At 70.2% G+C, this 17365-nt stretch carries 14 protein-coding genes; all 14 read right to left on the reverse strand.

Features of this window, described 5'->3' with window-relative positions; translation table 11 throughout:
- Nucleotides 1-2 precede the first annotated feature (2 nt).
- A complete protein-coding gene (ftsZ, locus tag ACW14X_RS04435; RefSeq protein WP_457164849.1) occupies nt 3-1238 on the reverse strand; it encodes a cell division protein FtsZ in 1236 nt (411 codons plus the stop codon).
- A gap of 200 nt (nt 1239-1438) precedes the next feature.
- Nucleotides 1439-2347 (reverse strand): cell division protein FtsQ/DivIB, encoded by a 909-nt coding sequence (locus ACW14X_RS04440; protein WP_457164850.1) that lies wholly within the window; start codon nt 2345-2347, stop codon nt 1439-1441.
- Nucleotides 2348-2364: 17 nt separating this feature from the next.
- A complete protein-coding gene (gene murC / locus ACW14X_RS04445; RefSeq protein WP_457164851.1) occupies nt 2365-3783 on the reverse strand; it encodes a UDP-N-acetylmuramate--L-alanine ligase in 1419 nt (472 codons plus the stop codon).
- Complete coding sequence (gene murG / locus ACW14X_RS04450) at nt 3780-4859, reverse strand: undecaprenyldiphospho-muramoylpentapeptide beta-N-acetylglucosaminyltransferase (RefSeq protein WP_457164852.1); 1080 nt, start codon at nt 4857-4859, stop codon at nt 3780-3782. Before murG ends, murC begins: the two co-directional genes overlap by 4 nt.
- Before the next feature lie 13 nt (nt 4860-4872).
- Nucleotides 4873-6165 (reverse strand): putative lipid II flippase FtsW, encoded by a 1293-nt coding sequence (ftsW, locus tag ACW14X_RS04455; protein WP_160024329.1) that lies wholly within the window; start codon nt 6163-6165, stop codon nt 4873-4875.
- Nucleotides 6166-6381: 216 nt separating this feature from the next.
- Nucleotides 6382-7830: a UDP-N-acetylmuramoyl-L-alanine--D-glutamate ligase gene (murD, locus tag ACW14X_RS04460; RefSeq protein ID WP_457164853.1), complete on the reverse strand. Its 1449-nt coding sequence runs from the start codon at nt 7828-7830 to the stop codon at nt 6382-6384.
- Nucleotides 7830-8948: a phospho-N-acetylmuramoyl-pentapeptide-transferase gene (mraY, locus tag ACW14X_RS04465; protein WP_160024331.1), complete on the reverse strand. Its 1119-nt coding sequence runs from the start codon at nt 8946-8948 to the stop codon at nt 7830-7832. Before mraY ends, murD begins: the two co-directional genes overlap by 1 nt.
- A 126-nt stretch (nt 8949-9074) precedes the next feature.
- A complete protein-coding gene (locus ACW14X_RS04470; protein ID WP_457164854.1) occupies nt 9075-10613 on the reverse strand; it encodes a UDP-N-acetylmuramoyl-L-alanyl-D-glutamate--2,6-diaminopimelate ligase in 1539 nt (512 codons plus the stop codon).
- A 60-nt stretch (nt 10614-10673) separates the two neighbouring features.
- Complete coding sequence (locus ACW14X_RS04475; RefSeq protein ID WP_457164855.1) at nt 10674-12389, reverse strand: MFS transporter; 1716 nt, start codon at nt 12387-12389, stop codon at nt 10674-10676.
- 56 nt (nt 12390-12445) lie between these two features.
- Nucleotides 12446-12880, reverse strand: a complete 435-nt coding sequence (locus tag ACW14X_RS04480) for a MarR family winged helix-turn-helix transcriptional regulator (protein WP_160024333.1) — start codon at nt 12878-12880, stop codon at nt 12446-12448.
- 154 nt (nt 12881-13034) lie between these two features.
- Nucleotides 13035-14858 (reverse strand): peptidoglycan D,D-transpeptidase FtsI family protein, encoded by a 1824-nt coding sequence (locus tag ACW14X_RS04485; RefSeq protein ID WP_457164856.1) that lies wholly within the window; start codon nt 14856-14858, stop codon nt 13035-13037.
- 12 nt (nt 14859-14870) lie between these two features.
- Nucleotides 14871-15464: a hypothetical protein gene (locus ACW14X_RS04490; protein WP_457164857.1), complete on the reverse strand. Its 594-nt coding sequence runs from the start codon at nt 15462-15464 to the stop codon at nt 14871-14873.
- A complete protein-coding gene (rsmH, locus tag ACW14X_RS04495) occupies nt 15461-16459 on the reverse strand; it encodes a 16S rRNA (cytosine(1402)-N(4))-methyltransferase RsmH (protein ID WP_160024336.1) in 999 nt (332 codons plus the stop codon). The genes ACW14X_RS04490 and rsmH overlap by 4 nt, the downstream gene beginning before the upstream one ends.
- 248 nt (nt 16460-16707) lie before the next feature.
- Complete coding sequence (gene mraZ, locus ACW14X_RS04500; RefSeq protein WP_008363047.1) at nt 16708-17130, reverse strand: division/cell wall cluster transcriptional repressor MraZ; 423 nt, start codon at nt 17128-17130, stop codon at nt 16708-16710.
- Between the last annotated feature and the right edge of the window lie 235 nt (nt 17131-17365).

A 17365-nucleotide genomic window follows, 5' to 3' on the forward strand; every position in this document is an offset into this window, starting at 1 on the left:
ACCTACTTCAAGAAATCGGGAACGTCGAGCTCGTCATCGCTGTACTGGACGCTCGGAGCGGGCTTCTTGGCGACCGGAGCGGGCTCGGCCGGCGGAGCCGCGGGCGGAGGCGTGGCCGGAGCCGGCTTGGCAGGCTTGGCGGGAGCGGGCTCCGGGGTCTCCTCGGCCTCCTCGCGGCGGGTCGCGACCGCGGTGGCCACCGCGGCGGTCTCGCCGTTGTTGGCCGACTGGGAGCCGGTGGAGCGGCCCTGCACGCTGCCGAGCGCCGACTGGCCCTCACGGCGCTTGGGCATGCCGCCGTCGAAGCCGGCGGCGATCACCGTGACCCGGACCTCGTCGCCGAGCGCGTCGTCGATGGTCGCGCCGAAGATGATGTTGGCCTCCTGGTGGACCGCGTCGGCGACCAGCGCGGCGGCCTCGTTGATCTCGAAGAGGCCGAGGTCGGAGCCGCCCGCGATCGAGAGCAGGACTCCGTGGGCGCCGTCGATCGATGCCTCCAGCAGCGGCGAGGAGACGGCCATCTCGGCGGCCTCGACGCTGCGGTTGTCACCGCGCGCGGAGCCGATGCCCATCAGCGCCGAGCCGGCGTTGGACATGACCGACTTGACGTCGGCGAAGTCGAGGTTGATCAGGCCGGGCGTGGTGATCAGGTCGGTGATGCCGGAGACACCCTGCAGCAGCACCTGGTCGGCCTGGCGGAAGGCGTCCATCACCGAGACGTTGCGGTCCGAGATCGACAGCAGCCGGTCGTTGGGGATGACGATGAGGGTGTCGACCTCCTCGCGGAGCTTGCTGATCCCCTCCTCGGCGGAGTTGGCACGACGGCGGCCCTCGAAGGCGAACGGGCGGGTCACCACACCGATGGTCAGGGCGCCGAGGGAGCGGGCGATGCGGGCCACGACCGGGGCGCCACCGGTGCCGGTGCCGCCACCCTCGCCGGCGGTCACGAAGACCATGTCGGCGCCCTTGATGACCTCTTCGATCTCGTCGGCGTGGTCCTCGGCGGCGCTCTCCCCCACGCTCGGGTTGGCGCCGGCACCGAGACCGCGGGTCAGCTCGCGACCGATGTCGAGCTTGACGTCGGCGTCGCTCATCAGCAGCGCCTGGGCGTCGGTGTTGATGGCGATGAACTCGACCCCCTTGAGGCCGACCTCGATCATCCGGTTGACAGCGTTGACGCCGCCGCCACCGATGCCGACGACCTTGATGATCGCCAGATAGTTCTGTGCAGCTCCCACGGTGGTCGCCCCTTCGATCGCTGGTTGGTACTTACGGCGGGCTTCTCAACCCTTACCCTCAACCTGAGGGTTATAGTTATGTCAACCTCGCCGTTCTCAGAACAGTAGGCAGACGTACGTCCTCAAACTGGCGCGACACGCGGACGCGGATCAGTTGTGCCCATCCGTTGCCGTCCGGTAGGGAAGATCCCTACGCCGGATCAGTCGACGCTCTTGCTGGTGACCGGCTGGCCGGGCACGGAGACGTCGTAGCGGGCCACGTCGGGCTCGGCCTTCATCAGCGCGACCAGCACGTCGGCCTTGGTGTCGGACTGGGCGCTGCTCCCCCACACGACCCGCTTGTCGTTGCGCAGCTCGAGGGAGATCGAGTCGACGGTGGTCACCTCGACGTGGTCGACCGTCTTGGCCAGGTCTGCCGGGAGGGCGGAGGCCACCGCGGCGGCCTCACGGAGGGCGTCGGAGTTGGTGCCGGTCACGGTGTTCACCATCGGCAGACCTCGCGGCGCCTTCTTGTAGTCCCAGAAGACGGTGCCGGTCTCGTCGAGTGCACGGAGCCGGCCGCCGATCGATACGACGGCCACCGGCGTACGTTCGGTGACGTCGACCCGGATCTTGTCGGGCCACTCCCGCGAGACGTTGACCGAGCGCACCATCGGCAGCCCGTTGAGCACCCGCACCTGCACGGCCTCGAGGTCGGCGGTGGCCAGCGGCTCGCCGACCGGGACGGCCGCGAACTCGACGACCTGCTTCGCGCTGGTCATCTTCATCGTGCCGTGCACCGAGGTGCCCTTGACCTGCAGCCAGGTGGAGAAGTAGACCGCCCAGATCCCACCGAGCAGGAGCGCGATGACCAGGGTGCCGACGATCAGATAGCGCCACGCCAGCCAGCGGCGGCGCCACTGGCGGCGGGCGAAGGCCTTGCGGCTCTTCAGGGTCGCCGGGTCGACCGCGGCACGCTCGTCCTCAGACTCCTCCGGCTCCGGTTCGGTGCTCGGCTCAGCCTCGGCCTTGGCCTCCTCCGAGGCGAGGTCGATCTCGCGCTCCCCGGACGCCGATCGGGCGATCTCCAAGGCCTCGGCGATCTCGGCGTCGGACCCCTTGTCCCCCATGCTCGCCTCCCCCAGCGTTACTGCCCTGCCGTACGTAGCCTGGCGAGCACCATCGGGCCCACCTCGGTCACGGTACCTGCCCCGAGCGTCAGAACGAGGTCACCCGGTCGGGCGCGGCGGGCCAGCTCGGCGGCGGCCTCCTCGAGCCCGGCGACGCTGACGACCCGGTCGGGCGGCAGCGGCACCGCGTCGGCGACGAGCTTGCCGGTGACCTCGGGGTCGTAGTCCTCGCGGGCGAGATAGACGTCGAGGACGACCACTTCGTCGGCGGCGCCGAGCACGCGGCCCATTTCCTCGCCGAAGATCCGGGTGCGGGAGACCATGTGCGGCTGGAACGCGACGATGAGCCGCCCCTGCCCGGCCACGGACCGGCCGGAGACGAGGTCGCCGGCGATCTCGGAGGGGTGGTGGGCGTAGGAGTCGTAGACGCGTACGCCTTCGGCCTCTCCCTTGCGCTCCATCCGCCGCCGGGTGCCGGTGAAGGACTCCAGCCCCGCCTTGAGAAGGTCGAAGGAGTGACCGAGACGCAGGCCGACGGTGAGCGCGGCCAACGCGTCGGCGACGTAGTGGCGCCCGGGGATCTGCAGCGTGATCCGGCCCAGCTCGTCGAGGCCGTCGACGACGGTGAAGGAGGAGGTGGTGCCCTCCAGGACGATGTCGACGGCGCGTACGTCGGCCAGCTCCGACTCGCCGACGCCGATGAAGCGGCGGCCGAGCGAATGGGCGACGTGACGCAGGTCGGCGGCGCCGGGGTCGTCGATGACCGCGACCAGGAACCCGTCGGGAGCCAACCGCCCCACGAACTGGGCGAAACCCTCGCGGTAGGCCTCCTCGGTCCCCCACTGATCGAGGTGGTCGGCCTCGACGTTGGTGACGACCGCGGCGTACGGCTTGTAGACCAGGAAGGCGCCGTCGGACTCGTCCGCCTCGGCGACGAACAGGTCGCCCGAACCCTCGGCGGCGTTGGTGCCCGAGGCGGCCAGCTCGCCACCGACGGTGTAGGTCGGCGCGGCGCCCGCGGCCTGCAGGGAGACGGTCAGCAGCGAGGTGGTGGTGGTCTTGCCGTGGGTGCCGGCGACGGCGAGGACGCGGCGGCCCTCCATCACCGAGGCCAGACCGGCCGAGCGCGGGTAGATCCGCAGCCCCTTCTCGACGGCCGCGACGTACTCGGGGTTGTCCTCGCGGATCGCGGTCGAGACGATCAGCGTGTCGACGCCCTCGACCTGCTCGGCCGCGTGGCCGACGTAGACGGTCGCGCCCTCCTCGCGCAGCGCCGCGACCATCGACGAGTCGGCGCCGTCGCTGCCGGAGACCTCGATCCCGCGGGCCAGCATGACCCGGGCGATCGCGGACAGGCCCGCCCCACCGATGCCGATGAAGTGGACCCTGCCCAGCTGCTCGGCGGGCAGGATGTGCTCAGGAACGGGAACTCTCATCGGGAACCTCCACGCTGTGCGGTCTCCAGGACGATCCGTGCCAGCCGCTCGTCCGCGTCGCGCGGCACCAGGTCGCTGGCCGCCTTCGACATCGCCTCGAGGCGGGCGCGGTCGGTGACGATCGGAGGTACGTGACTGGTGACCCAGGCGGCGCTCATGTCGGCGTCGGAGACGAGCACGGCGCCACCGGCGTCGACGACGGCGCGGGCGTTGAGGGCCTGCTCGCCGTTGCCGATCGGGAGAGGTACGTAGACGGCCGGGACCCCGACGGCGCTCGCCTCGATCACCGAGTTGGCGCCGGAGCGGCAGATCATCAGGTCGGCGGCGGCCAGCGCGAGGTCCATCCGGTCGACGTAGTTGAGCACGTGGTAGCCGGGGCCGGGCGAGGCCAGCTCGTTCTTCGGGCCGATCACGTGGAGCACCTGGATCCCGTTGCTGGCCAGGGCCGGGTAGGCGCCGGAGACCGCCTCGTTGATCGTCCGGGCTCCCTGGGAGCCACCGGTGACCACGATCGTGGGGCGGTGCTGGTCGAGCCCGAAGAAGCTGCGTGCCTCGGCGCGCAGCGCCCAGCGGTCCATCGTCGAGATCATCCGGCGGATCGGTAGCCCGATGTATTCGGCCTTGGGCAGCTTGGTGTCCGGGAAGCTCACCGCGACGCGGTCGGCAACCCGGGCGCCCGCCTTGTTGGCGAGGCCCGGCATGGCGTTGCCCTCGTGCACGACGATCGGGATGTGGCGCCGCTTCGCGGCGAGGTAGGCCGGCATCGAGACGTACCCGCCGTAGCCGACGACCACGTCTGGCCGGATTCGGTCGAGCACCTCGTAGGTCGCGTCGACCGCGCCCTTCAGGTTGACCGGCACCTTCAGCAGGTCGCTGCTGAGCTGGCGCGGCATCGGGACCGGGGGGATCAGCTCGAGGGGGTAGCCGGCGGCGGGAACGACTTGGTTCTCCAGGCCGCGAGGCGTACCGAGGCAGGTCACCTCCACGCTGGGGTCCAGACGGCGCAGGGCATCAGCCGTGGCGAGCAGGGGGGATGTGTGTCCGGCGGTGCCACCACCGGCGAGGAGGGCCTTCATGATGCGTCCGAACTTAGCGGTTGCGTTGAGCGGACCGGTAAGCGGCTGCCTGGCGGGCCCGATCCTTTGCCAAGGCTTTACGCTGCTTCAGCGCCGCGGCTGCCGCCGGTTCACGACGGGCGAAGCCGATAACGACGCCCAGCGCCACCATCGACGGGATCAGCGCGGAGCCGCCGTAGGAGACCAGCGGCAGCGGGATGCCGATGACAGGCAGCAGCGCGAGCACCATGCCGACGTTGATGATCATCTGGCCCAGCAGCCAGACCAGCACGCCGAAGCTGAAGTAGCGTACGAACGGCCGGTCGGTCTGGCGCGCGACCTTGACCAGCGCGAACGCGAGGGTCAGGAAGAGGCCGACGACGAGCAGGGTGCCGACCAGGCCGAGCTCCTCGCCCAGCACCGCGAAGATGTAGTCGGTGTGGGCCTCGGGCAGGTCGCCCCACTTCTGCTGCGAGGCCCCGATCCCCTGGCCCAGGATGCCGCCCGAGCTGAGTGCGTAGAGGCCGTGGGACGGCTGCCAGCCCTGTCCGTGGTAGTCCTTGAACGGGTCCGCGAAGCTGGTCAGCCGGGCGAGCCGCTCGGTGTCGGTGCTGATCAGGAACAGCACCGAGACGCCGATGATCGAGATCGCCATCCCGAAGAGCCGACCGGGCGCCCCGACGACCCACAGCATCCCGAGCACGATCGCGAAGAAGACCAGCGCCGTGCCGAGGTCACGGCCGGCGAGGACGAGCCCGGTGGCCAGCGCGATGCCCGGCAGGACCGGCATCAGCACCTCGTGGAGGCTGTCGAGCCGGCGCTCCTTGAGCGCGTAGACGTGGGCAGCCCACAGCACGATCCCCAGCTTGGCGATCTCGCTCGGCTGGATCTTGACCGGGCCGGCCCCGATCCAGTTCTGCTGCCCGTTGACGTCGTGGCCCAAGAAGATGGTCAGGAAGAGCAGCACGCAGGCGATGACGTACCCCGGCCAGGCCAGCCGTCGCAGATGCTTCGGCCGGATCCGGGAGGCGATGAACGCACACGGGATGCCGATGATCACCCACAGCACCTGCCGCCCGACGATCGCGTAGGAGTTGCCCATCTGGGTGTAGGCCCACACGCTCGAGGCGCTCAGCACCATGATCAGCCCGATGGTCAGCAGCAGCGCGGTGCTGGTGAGCAGCAGGTAGTAGGCGGCCAGCGGCCGGTTCAGCGCCACCCTCAGCGCGTGGAACCAGGCCTTGAGGTAGCCGAGGACCGACTTCGGGTACGCCTTGGCCTGCTCGGCCGAGCCGGAACCGGTCTGGTCGGGGCTGGTGGTCGTCACGGCCTACCTCCCAGTTGCGGTGCGACGTACGTCCATTACATTCTCGCCGCCGTCTCCGCGTTCGCCGCGCATCTCCCCCGCGTGTCGCCCTCACGCCGGTCGAGCCGCCGGAGCCGCTAGGCGGAGGCGTGTCGAGACCAACACGGTCCCATCGAGCGCCGACAGGACCGTGTTGGTCTCGACACGCTCGCTGGCGCTCGCGGCTCGACCAGCGACCTAGAGCTGGCGGCGTACGGCGTCGGCGAACGCGTCGCCGCGGGCCTTGTAGTCGCGGAACTGGTCCTGGCTGGCGCAGCCGGGGGCCAGGAGCACGGTGTCGCCGGGCTTGGCCAGCGCGGCGGCGATCTCGACGGCCTCCGTGAGGGCGGCCACGCCGTCGGGGTCGTCGAGCTCGACGATCTCCAGGTCGCCGGCGTGGGCGGCGAGGGCGGAGGCGATGACGTCGCGGTCCTGACCGATCAGGATCACGGCCCGCAGCCGGTCGTGGATGGAGGCGACCAGGTCCTCGAAGCGGGCGCCCTTGGCCAGCCCGCCGGCGATCCAGATCACCGGGTCGTAGGCCTGCAGCGAGGCCTGGGCGGCGTGCGGGTTGGTCGCCTTGGAGTCGTCGACCCAGGTGACGCCGCCGGCCTCGGCGACGACCTCGATGCGGTGGCCGTCCGGACGGAACGACTTCAGCCCGTCGCGTACGGCGGCCTGGGAGACCCCGTGCGCCCGGGCGAGCGCGGCCGCGGCCAGCGCGTTCTGGACGTAGTGGGGCGCGGCGGAGGCGAGGTCGGAGATCTGGCACAGCTCCGCGGCGGAGGTCTGACGCTCCTCGATGAAGGCCCGATCGACCAGGATGTCCTCGACGATCCCGAGCTGGCCCACCGCCGGGGTGCCGAGGGTGAAGCCGATCGCGCGAGCGCCCTCGACGACGTCGGCCTCCTCGACCAGGTGCAGCGTCGCCTCGTCGGCGACGTTGTAGACGCAGGCCCGCTCGACGCCCTCGTAGACGCGGCCCTTGTCGGCGGCGTACTCCTTCATCGAGGGGTACCAGTCGAGGTGGTCCTCGGCGACGTTGAGGACGACGGCGGCCTCGGCGCCCATCGAGGAGGTGTAGTGGAGCTGGAAGGAGGAGAGCTCCACGGCGAAGACGTCGTAGGGCTCGGGGTCCATCACGGCCTCGACGATCGGCAGGCCGACGTTGCCGACGGCGACGGACCGGAGCCCGGCGGTACGCAGGATGTTGTCGAGCATCTGCACGGTCGTGGTCTTGCCGTTGGTGCCGGTGACCGCCAGCCAGGGGGCGGCGTTGTCGGGGTCGCGCAGCCGCCAGGCGAGCTCGACCTCTCCCCAGATCGGGACCCCGCGCTCGCGCGCCTGGGCGAGCAGCGGAGCCGTCGGCCTCCAGCCAGGAGAGGTGACCACGACGTCGACGTCGTCGGGCAGCACGTGGGTGGCGCCTTCTCCGAGGCGTACGTCGGCACCCAGGATGCCGAGGAGCTTGGCCTTCTCCTGGCGCTCCTCGTCGCCGGGCGACTCGTCGAGCGCGATCACCGAGGCACCCAGGTGGGTGAGGTTGTCGGCGGCGGCGAAACCGGAGACACCGAAGCCGGCCACGACCGCCTTCACGCCCTCCCAGGAGTCGTTGCGGCCGAGCTTGTCGAGTTCTGTGAGGTCCATCAGATGGTCGCCACCCATTCGGCGTAGAAGATTCCCAGGCCGGCCGCGACGCAGAGGCCGGTGATGATCCAGAAACGGATCACCACGGTCACCTGTTCCCAGCCGAGCATCTCGAAGTGGTGATGGATCGGTGTCATCCGGAAGATGCGCTTGGGGGTCCCGGTCACCTTGCGGGTGATCTTGAACCAGCCCGTCTGCAGGATCACCGAGACCGTCTCGGTGACGAAGAGGCCACCGAGGATGATCAGCAGGAACTCGGTGTGCGACAGGATCGCGAACCCGGCCAGCACCGAGCCGAGCGCGAGCGAGCCGGTGTCGCCCATGAAGATCCGCGCCGGGCTGGCGTTCCACCACAGGAAGCCGATGCAGGCGCCGCTGATCGCGGCGCCGAGGATCGCCATGTCGAGCGGGTCGCGCACCTCGTAGCAGGTGCCGATCTCGACGCTCGGGCGGCCGCAGCGCTGGTTGTTCTGCCAGATCGAGATGATGGTGTAGGCGGCGAAGACGATCGCCGAGGACGCCGCCAGCAGCCCGTCCAGGCCGTCGGTGAGGTTGGTGGCGTTGGACGTGCCGGTGACCATGATCCAGAAGATGACCAGCAGCAGGGCGCCACCGAGCCAGTAGAGGATCCCGTCGCCGCCGAGGAAGTGTGGACCGAAGTCACGGATGAAGGAGAGCTGGTCCGCCGCCGGCGTGATGCCGTCGGCGTTGGCCAGGCCGGGATGGATCGCCACCGCGCCGAAGCCCACCGCGACCAGCGTCTGCCCGACCATCTTGGACCACGCGCGCAGACCGAGGTTGCGCTGCATGAAGACCTTGATGAAGTCGTCGACGAAGCCGACCGCGGCCATGCCCACCAGGAGGAAGAGCAGCAGATAGGCCGTCGCGCTCGGGGCGTCCCCGGTCAACAGCTTGGCCGCGAAGTAGCCCACGACGACCGAGATCACGATCGCGACGCCACCCATGGTCGGGGTGCCGCGCTTGGTGCGGTGGGTCGTCGGGCCGTCCTCGCGGATCTCCTGGCCGTAGCCCAACTTCGTGAACTGTACGATCGCAAATCGGGTGCCGAGCAGCGAGAACAGAAGCGCAATCGCTCCGCTCAGCAAGATCGCTCTCATGTCAGCCGGGTGCCTTCCTTGCCATGCCGTTCCTGGTCCTTGCCCCCGGGCCGGTGTGCATAGCGAAGACACCGGCCCCGGGCATTCTTCCCTACGTCTCGACAGCCTCGGCGGCGCCCCGCCGATTCAGCGTCTGGCGAGCGCCTCACGGACGACCTCGCGGTCGTCGAACGGGTGCGTGACGCCGTTGATCTCCTGGCCCGTCTCGTGCCCCTTACCTGCGACAACGACGATGTCGCCGGGCTCGGCGAGGCTGATCGCACGCTCGATCGCGGCCCGCCTGTCGCCGATCTCCTCGACGCTCGCGCTGCCGCCGGTCGTGCCCTCCAGCACCTGTCGCCGGATGCTCGCCGGGTCCTCGGTGCGCGGGTTGTCGTCGGTGACGATCACATGGTCGGCCAGCCGCGCGCTGATCTCCCCCATGATCGGCCGCTTGCCGGTGTCGCGGTCTCCCCCGGCACCGATCACCACGATCAGCCGGGACTCGGTCAGCGGGCGGAGCGTGCCGAGCGCAGCCTCGACCGCGTCCGGCTTGTGCGCGTAGTCGACCACCACGGTGAACGGCTGGCCCTCGTCGATCCGCTCGAGCCGGCCCGGGACGCCGGAGCCCTTCGCGAGGGCGGTGGCGACGTCGCGCACCACCGTCTCGTCGCCGTACGCGTGGTGGATGCTCGCCAGGGCGGCCAAGGTGTTGCTGACGTTGTAGTCGCCGGCCAGCGGGCTGGCGCCCGGGAACTCCAGGCCGTCGGGGCCGTGGACGGTGAAGGTGGAGCCGTCAGGGCGCAGCTCGACGTCGGTGGCGCGCCAGTCGGCGGTGTCGTCGTGCAGAGCGTAGGTGAGGATCGGGATGGTCGCCTCGTCGGCGAGGCGGCGGCCTTGCTCGTCGTCGATGTTGACGATGCCCAACATCGCTCGCTCCGGGGTGAACAGGTCGGCCTTCGCCGCGTAGTAGTCCTCGACCGTCTCGTGGAAGTCGAGGTGGTCGCGGCCCAGGTTGAGGAAGACGGCGACGTCGAAGACGACCCCGTCGACGCGGCCCATCACCAGCGCGTGGGAGGACACCTCCATGGCGCACGCCTCGGTCCCCTCCTCGACCATCCGGGCGAAGAGACCGTGCAGGTCGGGAGCCTCGGGCGTGGTCAGCGGCGTCTTCACGTCGCGCCCGCCGATCCGGGTGCCGACGGTGCCGATGACGCCGGCGCGGTGGCCGGCGTCGAGCAGCGCGCTCTCGGCCAGCCGGGTGGTCGTCGTCTTGCCCTGGGTGCCGGTGACCCCGATCAGCCGCAGCCTGCCCGAGGGGTTGCCGTAGACGCGGGCCGAGAGCGCGCCGAGCACCGTGCGCGGTCTCTCGACGAGCAGTACGGGCACCTCTCCGAGACCCTGGACCTCCAGCTCGGCGGCACCGGCGGCGTCGGTGAGCACCGCGACCGCTCCGGCCTCGACGGCACTGGCGGCGTAGCTGGCGCCGTGCGCCCGGCTCCCGGGAAGGGCGGCGTAGAGATCGCCGGGCAGCACCCGTTGGGAGCTCAGCGAGACTCCGGTGACACGGGCCTCGCCGCGCACCTCCAGGCCGAACTCGCCGGCCAGCTCGGCCAGCGTCACCGGCTCGGTCACTCGCGGGCGGGTCGGGCTCTTCGGATCCGCCGTCTCGTACGCACTGCTCACCAGGCGAAGGTTATCCGCCCGGCGGGACCAGGTCCCGCCGGGCCGACCCTGGCGTGGCGTTCAGGCGTGGCGTAGCTGGGTCAACGCTGCAGCGCTGAGCTCGTGCGGCTCCTGGCCGGGAACGACGAGCACGACAGGTACGCCGGCGTTCCGCACGACCGCGGAGGTGATCGAGCCGTCGGCGAGCTGCGCGGCACGACCGCGGGGCGAGGAGCCGAGCGCGATCGTGCGGACCCTGGCCTCGGTGGCGTACCTGGCCAGCACCATCCCGGCGCTGGCGTGGTCGCCGACGCGGTGCAGGACCAGGCCGGTCGCGGTCACGCCGCGGGCGGCGAGGCGGTCCAGGTGGGCGCGTACGGTCGCGGCGGCCATCTCCGGCTCCTCGGCGTCGATCGCCAGCTCCTCGACCACCTCGGTCTCGCGGACGTGGACCACCTCGAGCGGCGCGCCCTCGGCGGCGGCCATCTCGGCGGCCCGGTCGACGACCGCGTCGGCGTCGAGGGTGGCGCCGACGGCGACCAGCACGGGACGGCCCTCACCGCGGACCGGTCCGACGGGCTCGAGCGTCGGCGCGACCGGCTCGGCGGTCTCGGCCGACTCGGCGGCCGTGATCAGCCGGTGGCCGCTGGCCAGGACGGGGATCGCGATCAGGAACGCGGCGGCGCCGACGTAGAAGGCCACCGACTGGTCGGTCGCCTCGGCGATCTTGCCCGCGGCGAAGGGTGCCAGACCGCCTCCGATGAAACGTACGAAACCGTAGGCCGACGACGCGATCGGCCGCTCCACCGGTGAGACCAGCATGACCGCCTGGGTGGTCAGCGTGTTGTTGAGGCCGACGAAGATGCCGGACAGGATCACGGCCACGATGACCACGGTCGGCGAGGAGACGCCGAGGCCGATGACGGCGAGCAGGGCACCGAGACCGAGCAGGTTGACGTAGAGGGTCGGCGCGGTGCCGAAGCGGCGCTGCGCCCACGGCGCGCCCCACACGGCGAAGACGGCGACCAGGATGCCCCAGGCGAAGAAGACCCAGCCGAGCTGGAGCGGGTCGTGCAGGCCCATCGGGTAGGGCGCGTAGCCGAGCAGGGTGAAGAAGCCCCAGTTGTAGAGCAGCGCCATGATGCCCATCGTCAGCAGCCCGCGGTGGCGCAGCGCGGCGAGCGGCGCGAGCAGGGTGACCTTCTTCTCCGGCTTGGGCGTCGGCGGCAGGAAGACCAGCGTGGCGACCAGCGCGATCGCCATCAGCGCGGAGACACCGAAGAACGGGCCGCGCCAGGAGATGCCACCGAGGACGCCGCCGAGGAGCGGACCGACCGCGATGCCGAGGCCGAGCGCGGTCTCGTAGAGGATGATCGCCCCCGCGAACCCTCCGGTCGCGGAGCCGACGATGACGGCGAGGCTGGTGGAGATGAACAGCGCGTTGCCCAGGCCCCAGCCGGCCCGGAAGCCGACGATGCCGTCGACACCGTCGACGGTCCCGGCCAGCCCGGCGAACACGACGATCAGCACCAGGCCGAAGATCAGCGTCCACTTGGCACCGATCCGGCTGGAGACCCAGCCGACGCCGATCATCGCCACGGCGGTCACCACGAGGTAGCTGGTGAACAGCAGCGACACCTGCGCGGGCGTCGCGGCCAGCTCCTCGGCGAGCACCGGGAGGATCGGGTCGACGAGCCCGATGCCCATGAACGACACCACGCACGCGAACGCGACCGCCCACACGGCGCGTGGTTGCTTGAACGGACTTGCGGCAGCTGCCCCTTGGTGGGAGCTCATTGTTCTTGCCTCTTCTCAGACGTTGGTTTCGTACGCGTCGCCGGGCCGCCGGCGCGTCAGGAGTCGAGCACGGCGTCAACGAGTCGGTCGAGGGCCGGCAGCGCCGCCGCGATGGCGGCACGGTCCTCGGCGGAGACCCTGGCCAGGGCTGCGTCGAGCACACCGGCTCGCTGCCCGCGCCTGGTCTCGAGGACCTCTCGTCCGGAGTCGGTGACCTCGACGAGGACCGCCCGGCGGTCGGCGTCATCGGCGACCCGGGCGAGCATCCCCTGCTGGGTGAGCCGGTTGACCAGCTGCGTCATCGCGGGCTGGGAAACCCCGGCGACCCGCGCCAGGTCGGTCACCCGCTGCGGCCCGGTCCTCGCCAGTCCGGCCAGCACCGTGGCCGCCGTCGGCGACACGTCCCCCGCCGTCGACACCTCCCGCACCAGTCGCACCACCTTCTCGAGGGCGAGCGAGAGGTCACGTCCGGAGGCTGAAGTCGTGCTCACCCAAGAAACATAACATACCTATGTTATGCATTCGGAGTGAACCAACTGTCTCTTCCGTCACAGCGCACAGGCAATGCCTGCACTTCTCTGGTGTTGCATTGCCAGAGAAGTGCAGGCATACCCGGTTGACCGGGTACTCCTGCAACCGCGCAGCTCACCAACCAGTGGGCATCTTCGACGGCTCGGTGCCGGTCGGCGGGACACCGTAGCGGCGCAGGACGAAGGACATGATCTGGGAGAAGACCGGGCCGGTGACGGTGCCACCGCCACCGCCGTTGCCGGGGTTGTGGATGGCCACGTAGACCGTGAACCGCGGGTCGTCGGTGGGGGCGAAGCCGCCGAAGGAGACCGTGGTGGTGCCGTCGTAGCACTTGCACTCGGAGTTGACCCGCTGCGCGGTTCCGGTCTTGCCGGAGACGCGGTAGCCGGGGACGGCGGCCTGCTTGGCGGTGCCGTTGACGGGGTCGTTGATGACCCGCTCCATCATCTCCGCGGTCTGGGAGGCGGCCTCCTCGGAGACCACGCGGGTGCGCTGGGCGGTGTCGGTGCCGACCTCGGCGCCGGAGTTGTTGGTGGCGCTCCCGGCGATCAGGCTGGGGTCGATGCGTACGCCGTCGTTGGCGATCGTGTTGAGAGCGGCGGTCATCTGCACGGCGTTGACCGAGATCGACTGGCCGAAGTCGATGCGGTCCTCGTCGGCCGGGTTCCAGGTCTCGGGCGAGGCGAGCAGGCCGGCCGACTCGGTGTCGAGGCCGAGGCCGGTGCGCCGGCCCTGTCCGAAGGCGGCCAGGTAATCGCGCAGCTGGCCGTCCTCGTACTTGTCGGCCGCCATCACCGTGCCGATGTTGGAGGACTTCGCGATCACCCCGGCCAGGGTGAGCTTCTCCATGCCGTGCTCGTACCAGTCGTGGATGTCGGCGTCGCCCGAGCGGTAGGACCCCGGCACCTTGAGCCGGGTCGAGGGCGAGACGAGCCCCTGGTCGAGCAGGCCGGCGACGGTGAGCACCTTCTGCACCGAGCCGGGCTCGTAGACGTTGGAGAGGGCGTTGCTACCGCGCAGCGACTTCGGCGAGGCGGCCGGGTCGCGGGCATCGAAGGTCGGGTAGTCGGCCAGACTCAGGATCTCGCCGGTCTGGGTGTCCATCACGACCGCCATCCCCGACTCCGCGCGCGACTTCTGCACGGCGTCCATCAGGGTCTGCTGGACGTAGTACTGCAGGTCGCGGTCGATGGTGAGGGTCAGGTCGTTGCCGTCGACCGGGTCGACGCGGTTGTTGGTGCCCAGCGGCATCCGGGTGCCGCTGACCGGGCTGGTCGCGTCGTACTCGGCGTGCCCGTCCTTGCCGGCCAGGTGCTTGTCGAAGGCGGCCTCGAGGCCGGCGAGGGGGCCGTCGTTGCCCATGAAGCCGACCAGGTTGGCCGCGACGTCGCCGTTGGGGTAGTTGCGCAGCGGGTCACGGCTGGTCCACAGCCCCTGGTAGCCCTTGGCCTTGGCGCGCTCCACCACGTCGGTGGCCTTGGTCGCGACGACCTGACGGTCGATGTACTGGAACCGGCTCCCGTCCTTGCGGAGCTTGGCCAACGCCGAGGCGTAGTCGACGCCGAGCTCCTTGGCCAGGAACGCGGCGATCGCCGGGGCGTCCTTCTTCGTCTGCTTCGGGTCGGCCAGGACCATCAGCCCGTCGGAGGAGTCGGCCAGCGCCTCGCCGTCACGGTCGAGGATCTCGCCGCGCTCGGCCGGCAGCACGACGTCGACGACGTTCTCGGCGGCCGCCATCGCGGCGTACGAGTGCGGGTCGATGCCCTGCAGCTGCACCAGCCGGCCGCCGAAGACCGAGAGCACCATCGCCACCAGGATGAAGCCGACGCGGAGCCGGATGTGCACCGGCCCGCGTCGCTGCGTCGCCTTCGGCGTGGACTTCGGGGCAGGGCGGCGCGCCGGCCGGCGGACCTTCCGCTTGACCTGTCGCTGGGCCATCGCTCCGCTCTCCTACCGTGCCTCGCCCGAAGACGTACGCTGCTCCTCGGCCGCCTGCTTCTCCGCCGCCTCCTGGTCGCGCTTCTTCTCGGCGAGCTCGGCCGCCTTCTTCTTCGCGGCGGCCGCCTCGGCAGCCTTCTGCTCGGCGAGCAGCACGCTGTAGGGCTTGGCGACCTTCGGGTGCAGCGGCGGCGTCGCGGACCGGTCGGCCGCGGCCGCCTCCCCCTCGATCTTCGCCTCGGGGACCCGGAGCATGGCCGCGTTCTGCGGGACGACCATGCCGAGATCCTTCGCCTTGGCGGCGATCTTGTGCGGGTCCTCCATCTTCTTCAGCTCACCGTCGAGCGCCTGCTCCCGGGCGGCCAGCGTGGTCGCCTGCTCCTGGAGACGCTGCTCCTGGAAGGCCGACTGCTGCATGGAGGTGTTGAAGACGAGCAGACCCACGACGCCACCGATGAGCAGCATCGAGACGAGCACGACGAACGGCAGCCGCGGCGCCATCGGGGCAGGCAGCGGCGCAGGCACGGCGGTGAGCCGTGCCTGGGTCGTCTCGGTGGCCCGGTCCGGGCTGTGTACGGGCGCCTGCGGCGCGGCGGAGATGCTCATCTGGCTGCTCCAGGGTTCGACTTGGGAAGGTTGGTTCGGGGCTTGGTGCGCTCCACGGCGCGCAGTCGCACCGAGGCGGCGCGCGGGTTCTCCTCGATCTCTGCCTCGTTGGCCTGCTCGGCACCACGGGTGAGCAGACGGAACGACGGCTCGGCCTCGGGCGGCACGATGGGCATGTCGGGAGGTACGTCCAGCTTCGTCGCCTCGGCGAAGGCCCGCTTGGTGAGCCGGTCTTCGAGCGAGTGGTAGGACTCGACCACCACCCGGCCACCGACGCCGACGGCCTCGAGAGAGTCCGGCAGTGCCGTACGCAGCGCCCCGAGCTCGTCGTTGACCTCCATCCGCAGCGCCTGGAAGGTGCGCTTGGCCGGGTGTCCGCCGGTGCGACGGGCAGGTGCCGGGATCTCCGCGTAGAGAAGCTCCACCAGCGGCCCGCTCGTCGTGAACGGCACCGTCTCGCGACGCTTGACGATGGCGTAGGCGATCTTCTTGGCGAACTTCTCCTCGCCGTAGTCCCGCAGGATCCGGGTCAGGTCCGCCGCGGAGTAGTTGTTGAGCACGTCCGCCGCGGTCTGACCCCGGGTGGCATCCATCCGCATGTCGAGCGGCGCGTCCTCCGCGTAGGCGAAGCCACGCTCGCGCTGGTCGAGCTGCATCGAGGAGACACCGAGGTCGAAGAGGACCCCTTGGACCTCGGCCAGGCCCTGCCCGGCGACGACGTCGAGGATCTCGTCGTAGACCGCGTGGACGCCTGTCCACCGGTCGCCGAAACGGGCCAGCCGCTCCCCCGCGATGCCGAGGGCGTAGGTGTCTCGGTCGATGCCGATCACCCGCGACCCGGGAATGCGCTCGAGAACGGCCTCGGTGTGACCACCGTGACCGGTCGTGCAGTCGACGAGCACGCCGCCATCGGCGAGCGCCGGTGCGAGCAGGTCGACGATGCGGTCGAGCATCACCGGCACGTGCTTCTGGTTCGTCACCGCCTCGACCCCCATCGCACGGCTTCGTCTGGTGTGTTCTCCCCGGCTCTTCGGTAGAGCCACGGGCTGACAACGCCACGGATCCGCAGAGCCAGGTCTCATGCCCGCTCCGTCACCACTAGGTGCCGTCCGGAGCCGGGGAAGGTGCCCCGGATGGCTGGATGAGTGGAGCGGGACTGAGACCTCGTCCTGCGGATCCGCTGTTGACTTGTTTCGTTTCTGATCAGCTCTGCTGCTTGTCGCTTTGTCGATCTGTCCCTTTGTCAGTCCGTCGACTCGTCGAGGTCTGCGAACTTGGCCTGTGCACCCGCGGAGTACTCCGCCCACTTGGCCGGGTCCCAGATCTCGATCCGGTCCATCACACCGATCACGACCACGTCCTTGACGATCCCGGCGTAGTCGCGCAGGAGCGGCGGAATGCCGATCCGGCCCTGCTTGTCGGGTGTCGTCTGCTCGGCCCCCGCAAAGAGGACACGGGCGTAGTCACGTGCGTCCCGAGAGGTGAGCGGCGTCTGCTGGGCCCGCTGCGCCTCCTGCATGAAGACGTCCTCGGGCCACACCACGAGGCAGTTCTCCTGACCTTGCGTCACGACAACCCCCTCCGCCAGTCGATCTCGGAACTTTGCCGGGAGGAAGATCCGGCCCTTCTCATCGAGCTTCGGCGTGTACGTGCCCATGAAGAACATGTGCTCGCCCCCGCGGTCAGCTCAACGTGGATCGTTCCTCCACTTTGCCCCACCGTACCCCACAATCCCCCACATTCAAACCACCTTCCTCCCCCACGAGGTGATTTCCCACCACCGCCCGCTCCCCCGGCCCGCGTGCCGCGGAGGCCGGCGGCGTACCGCCTACAGGTCACAGTCGGGTGAATGACGCAGACGCCCGTAGGCGCTACCCCGTACGGTGTTCCCATAAGCAGGG

The sequence above is a fragment of the Nocardioides sp. YJ-D4 genome (genome assembly GCF_054031495.1).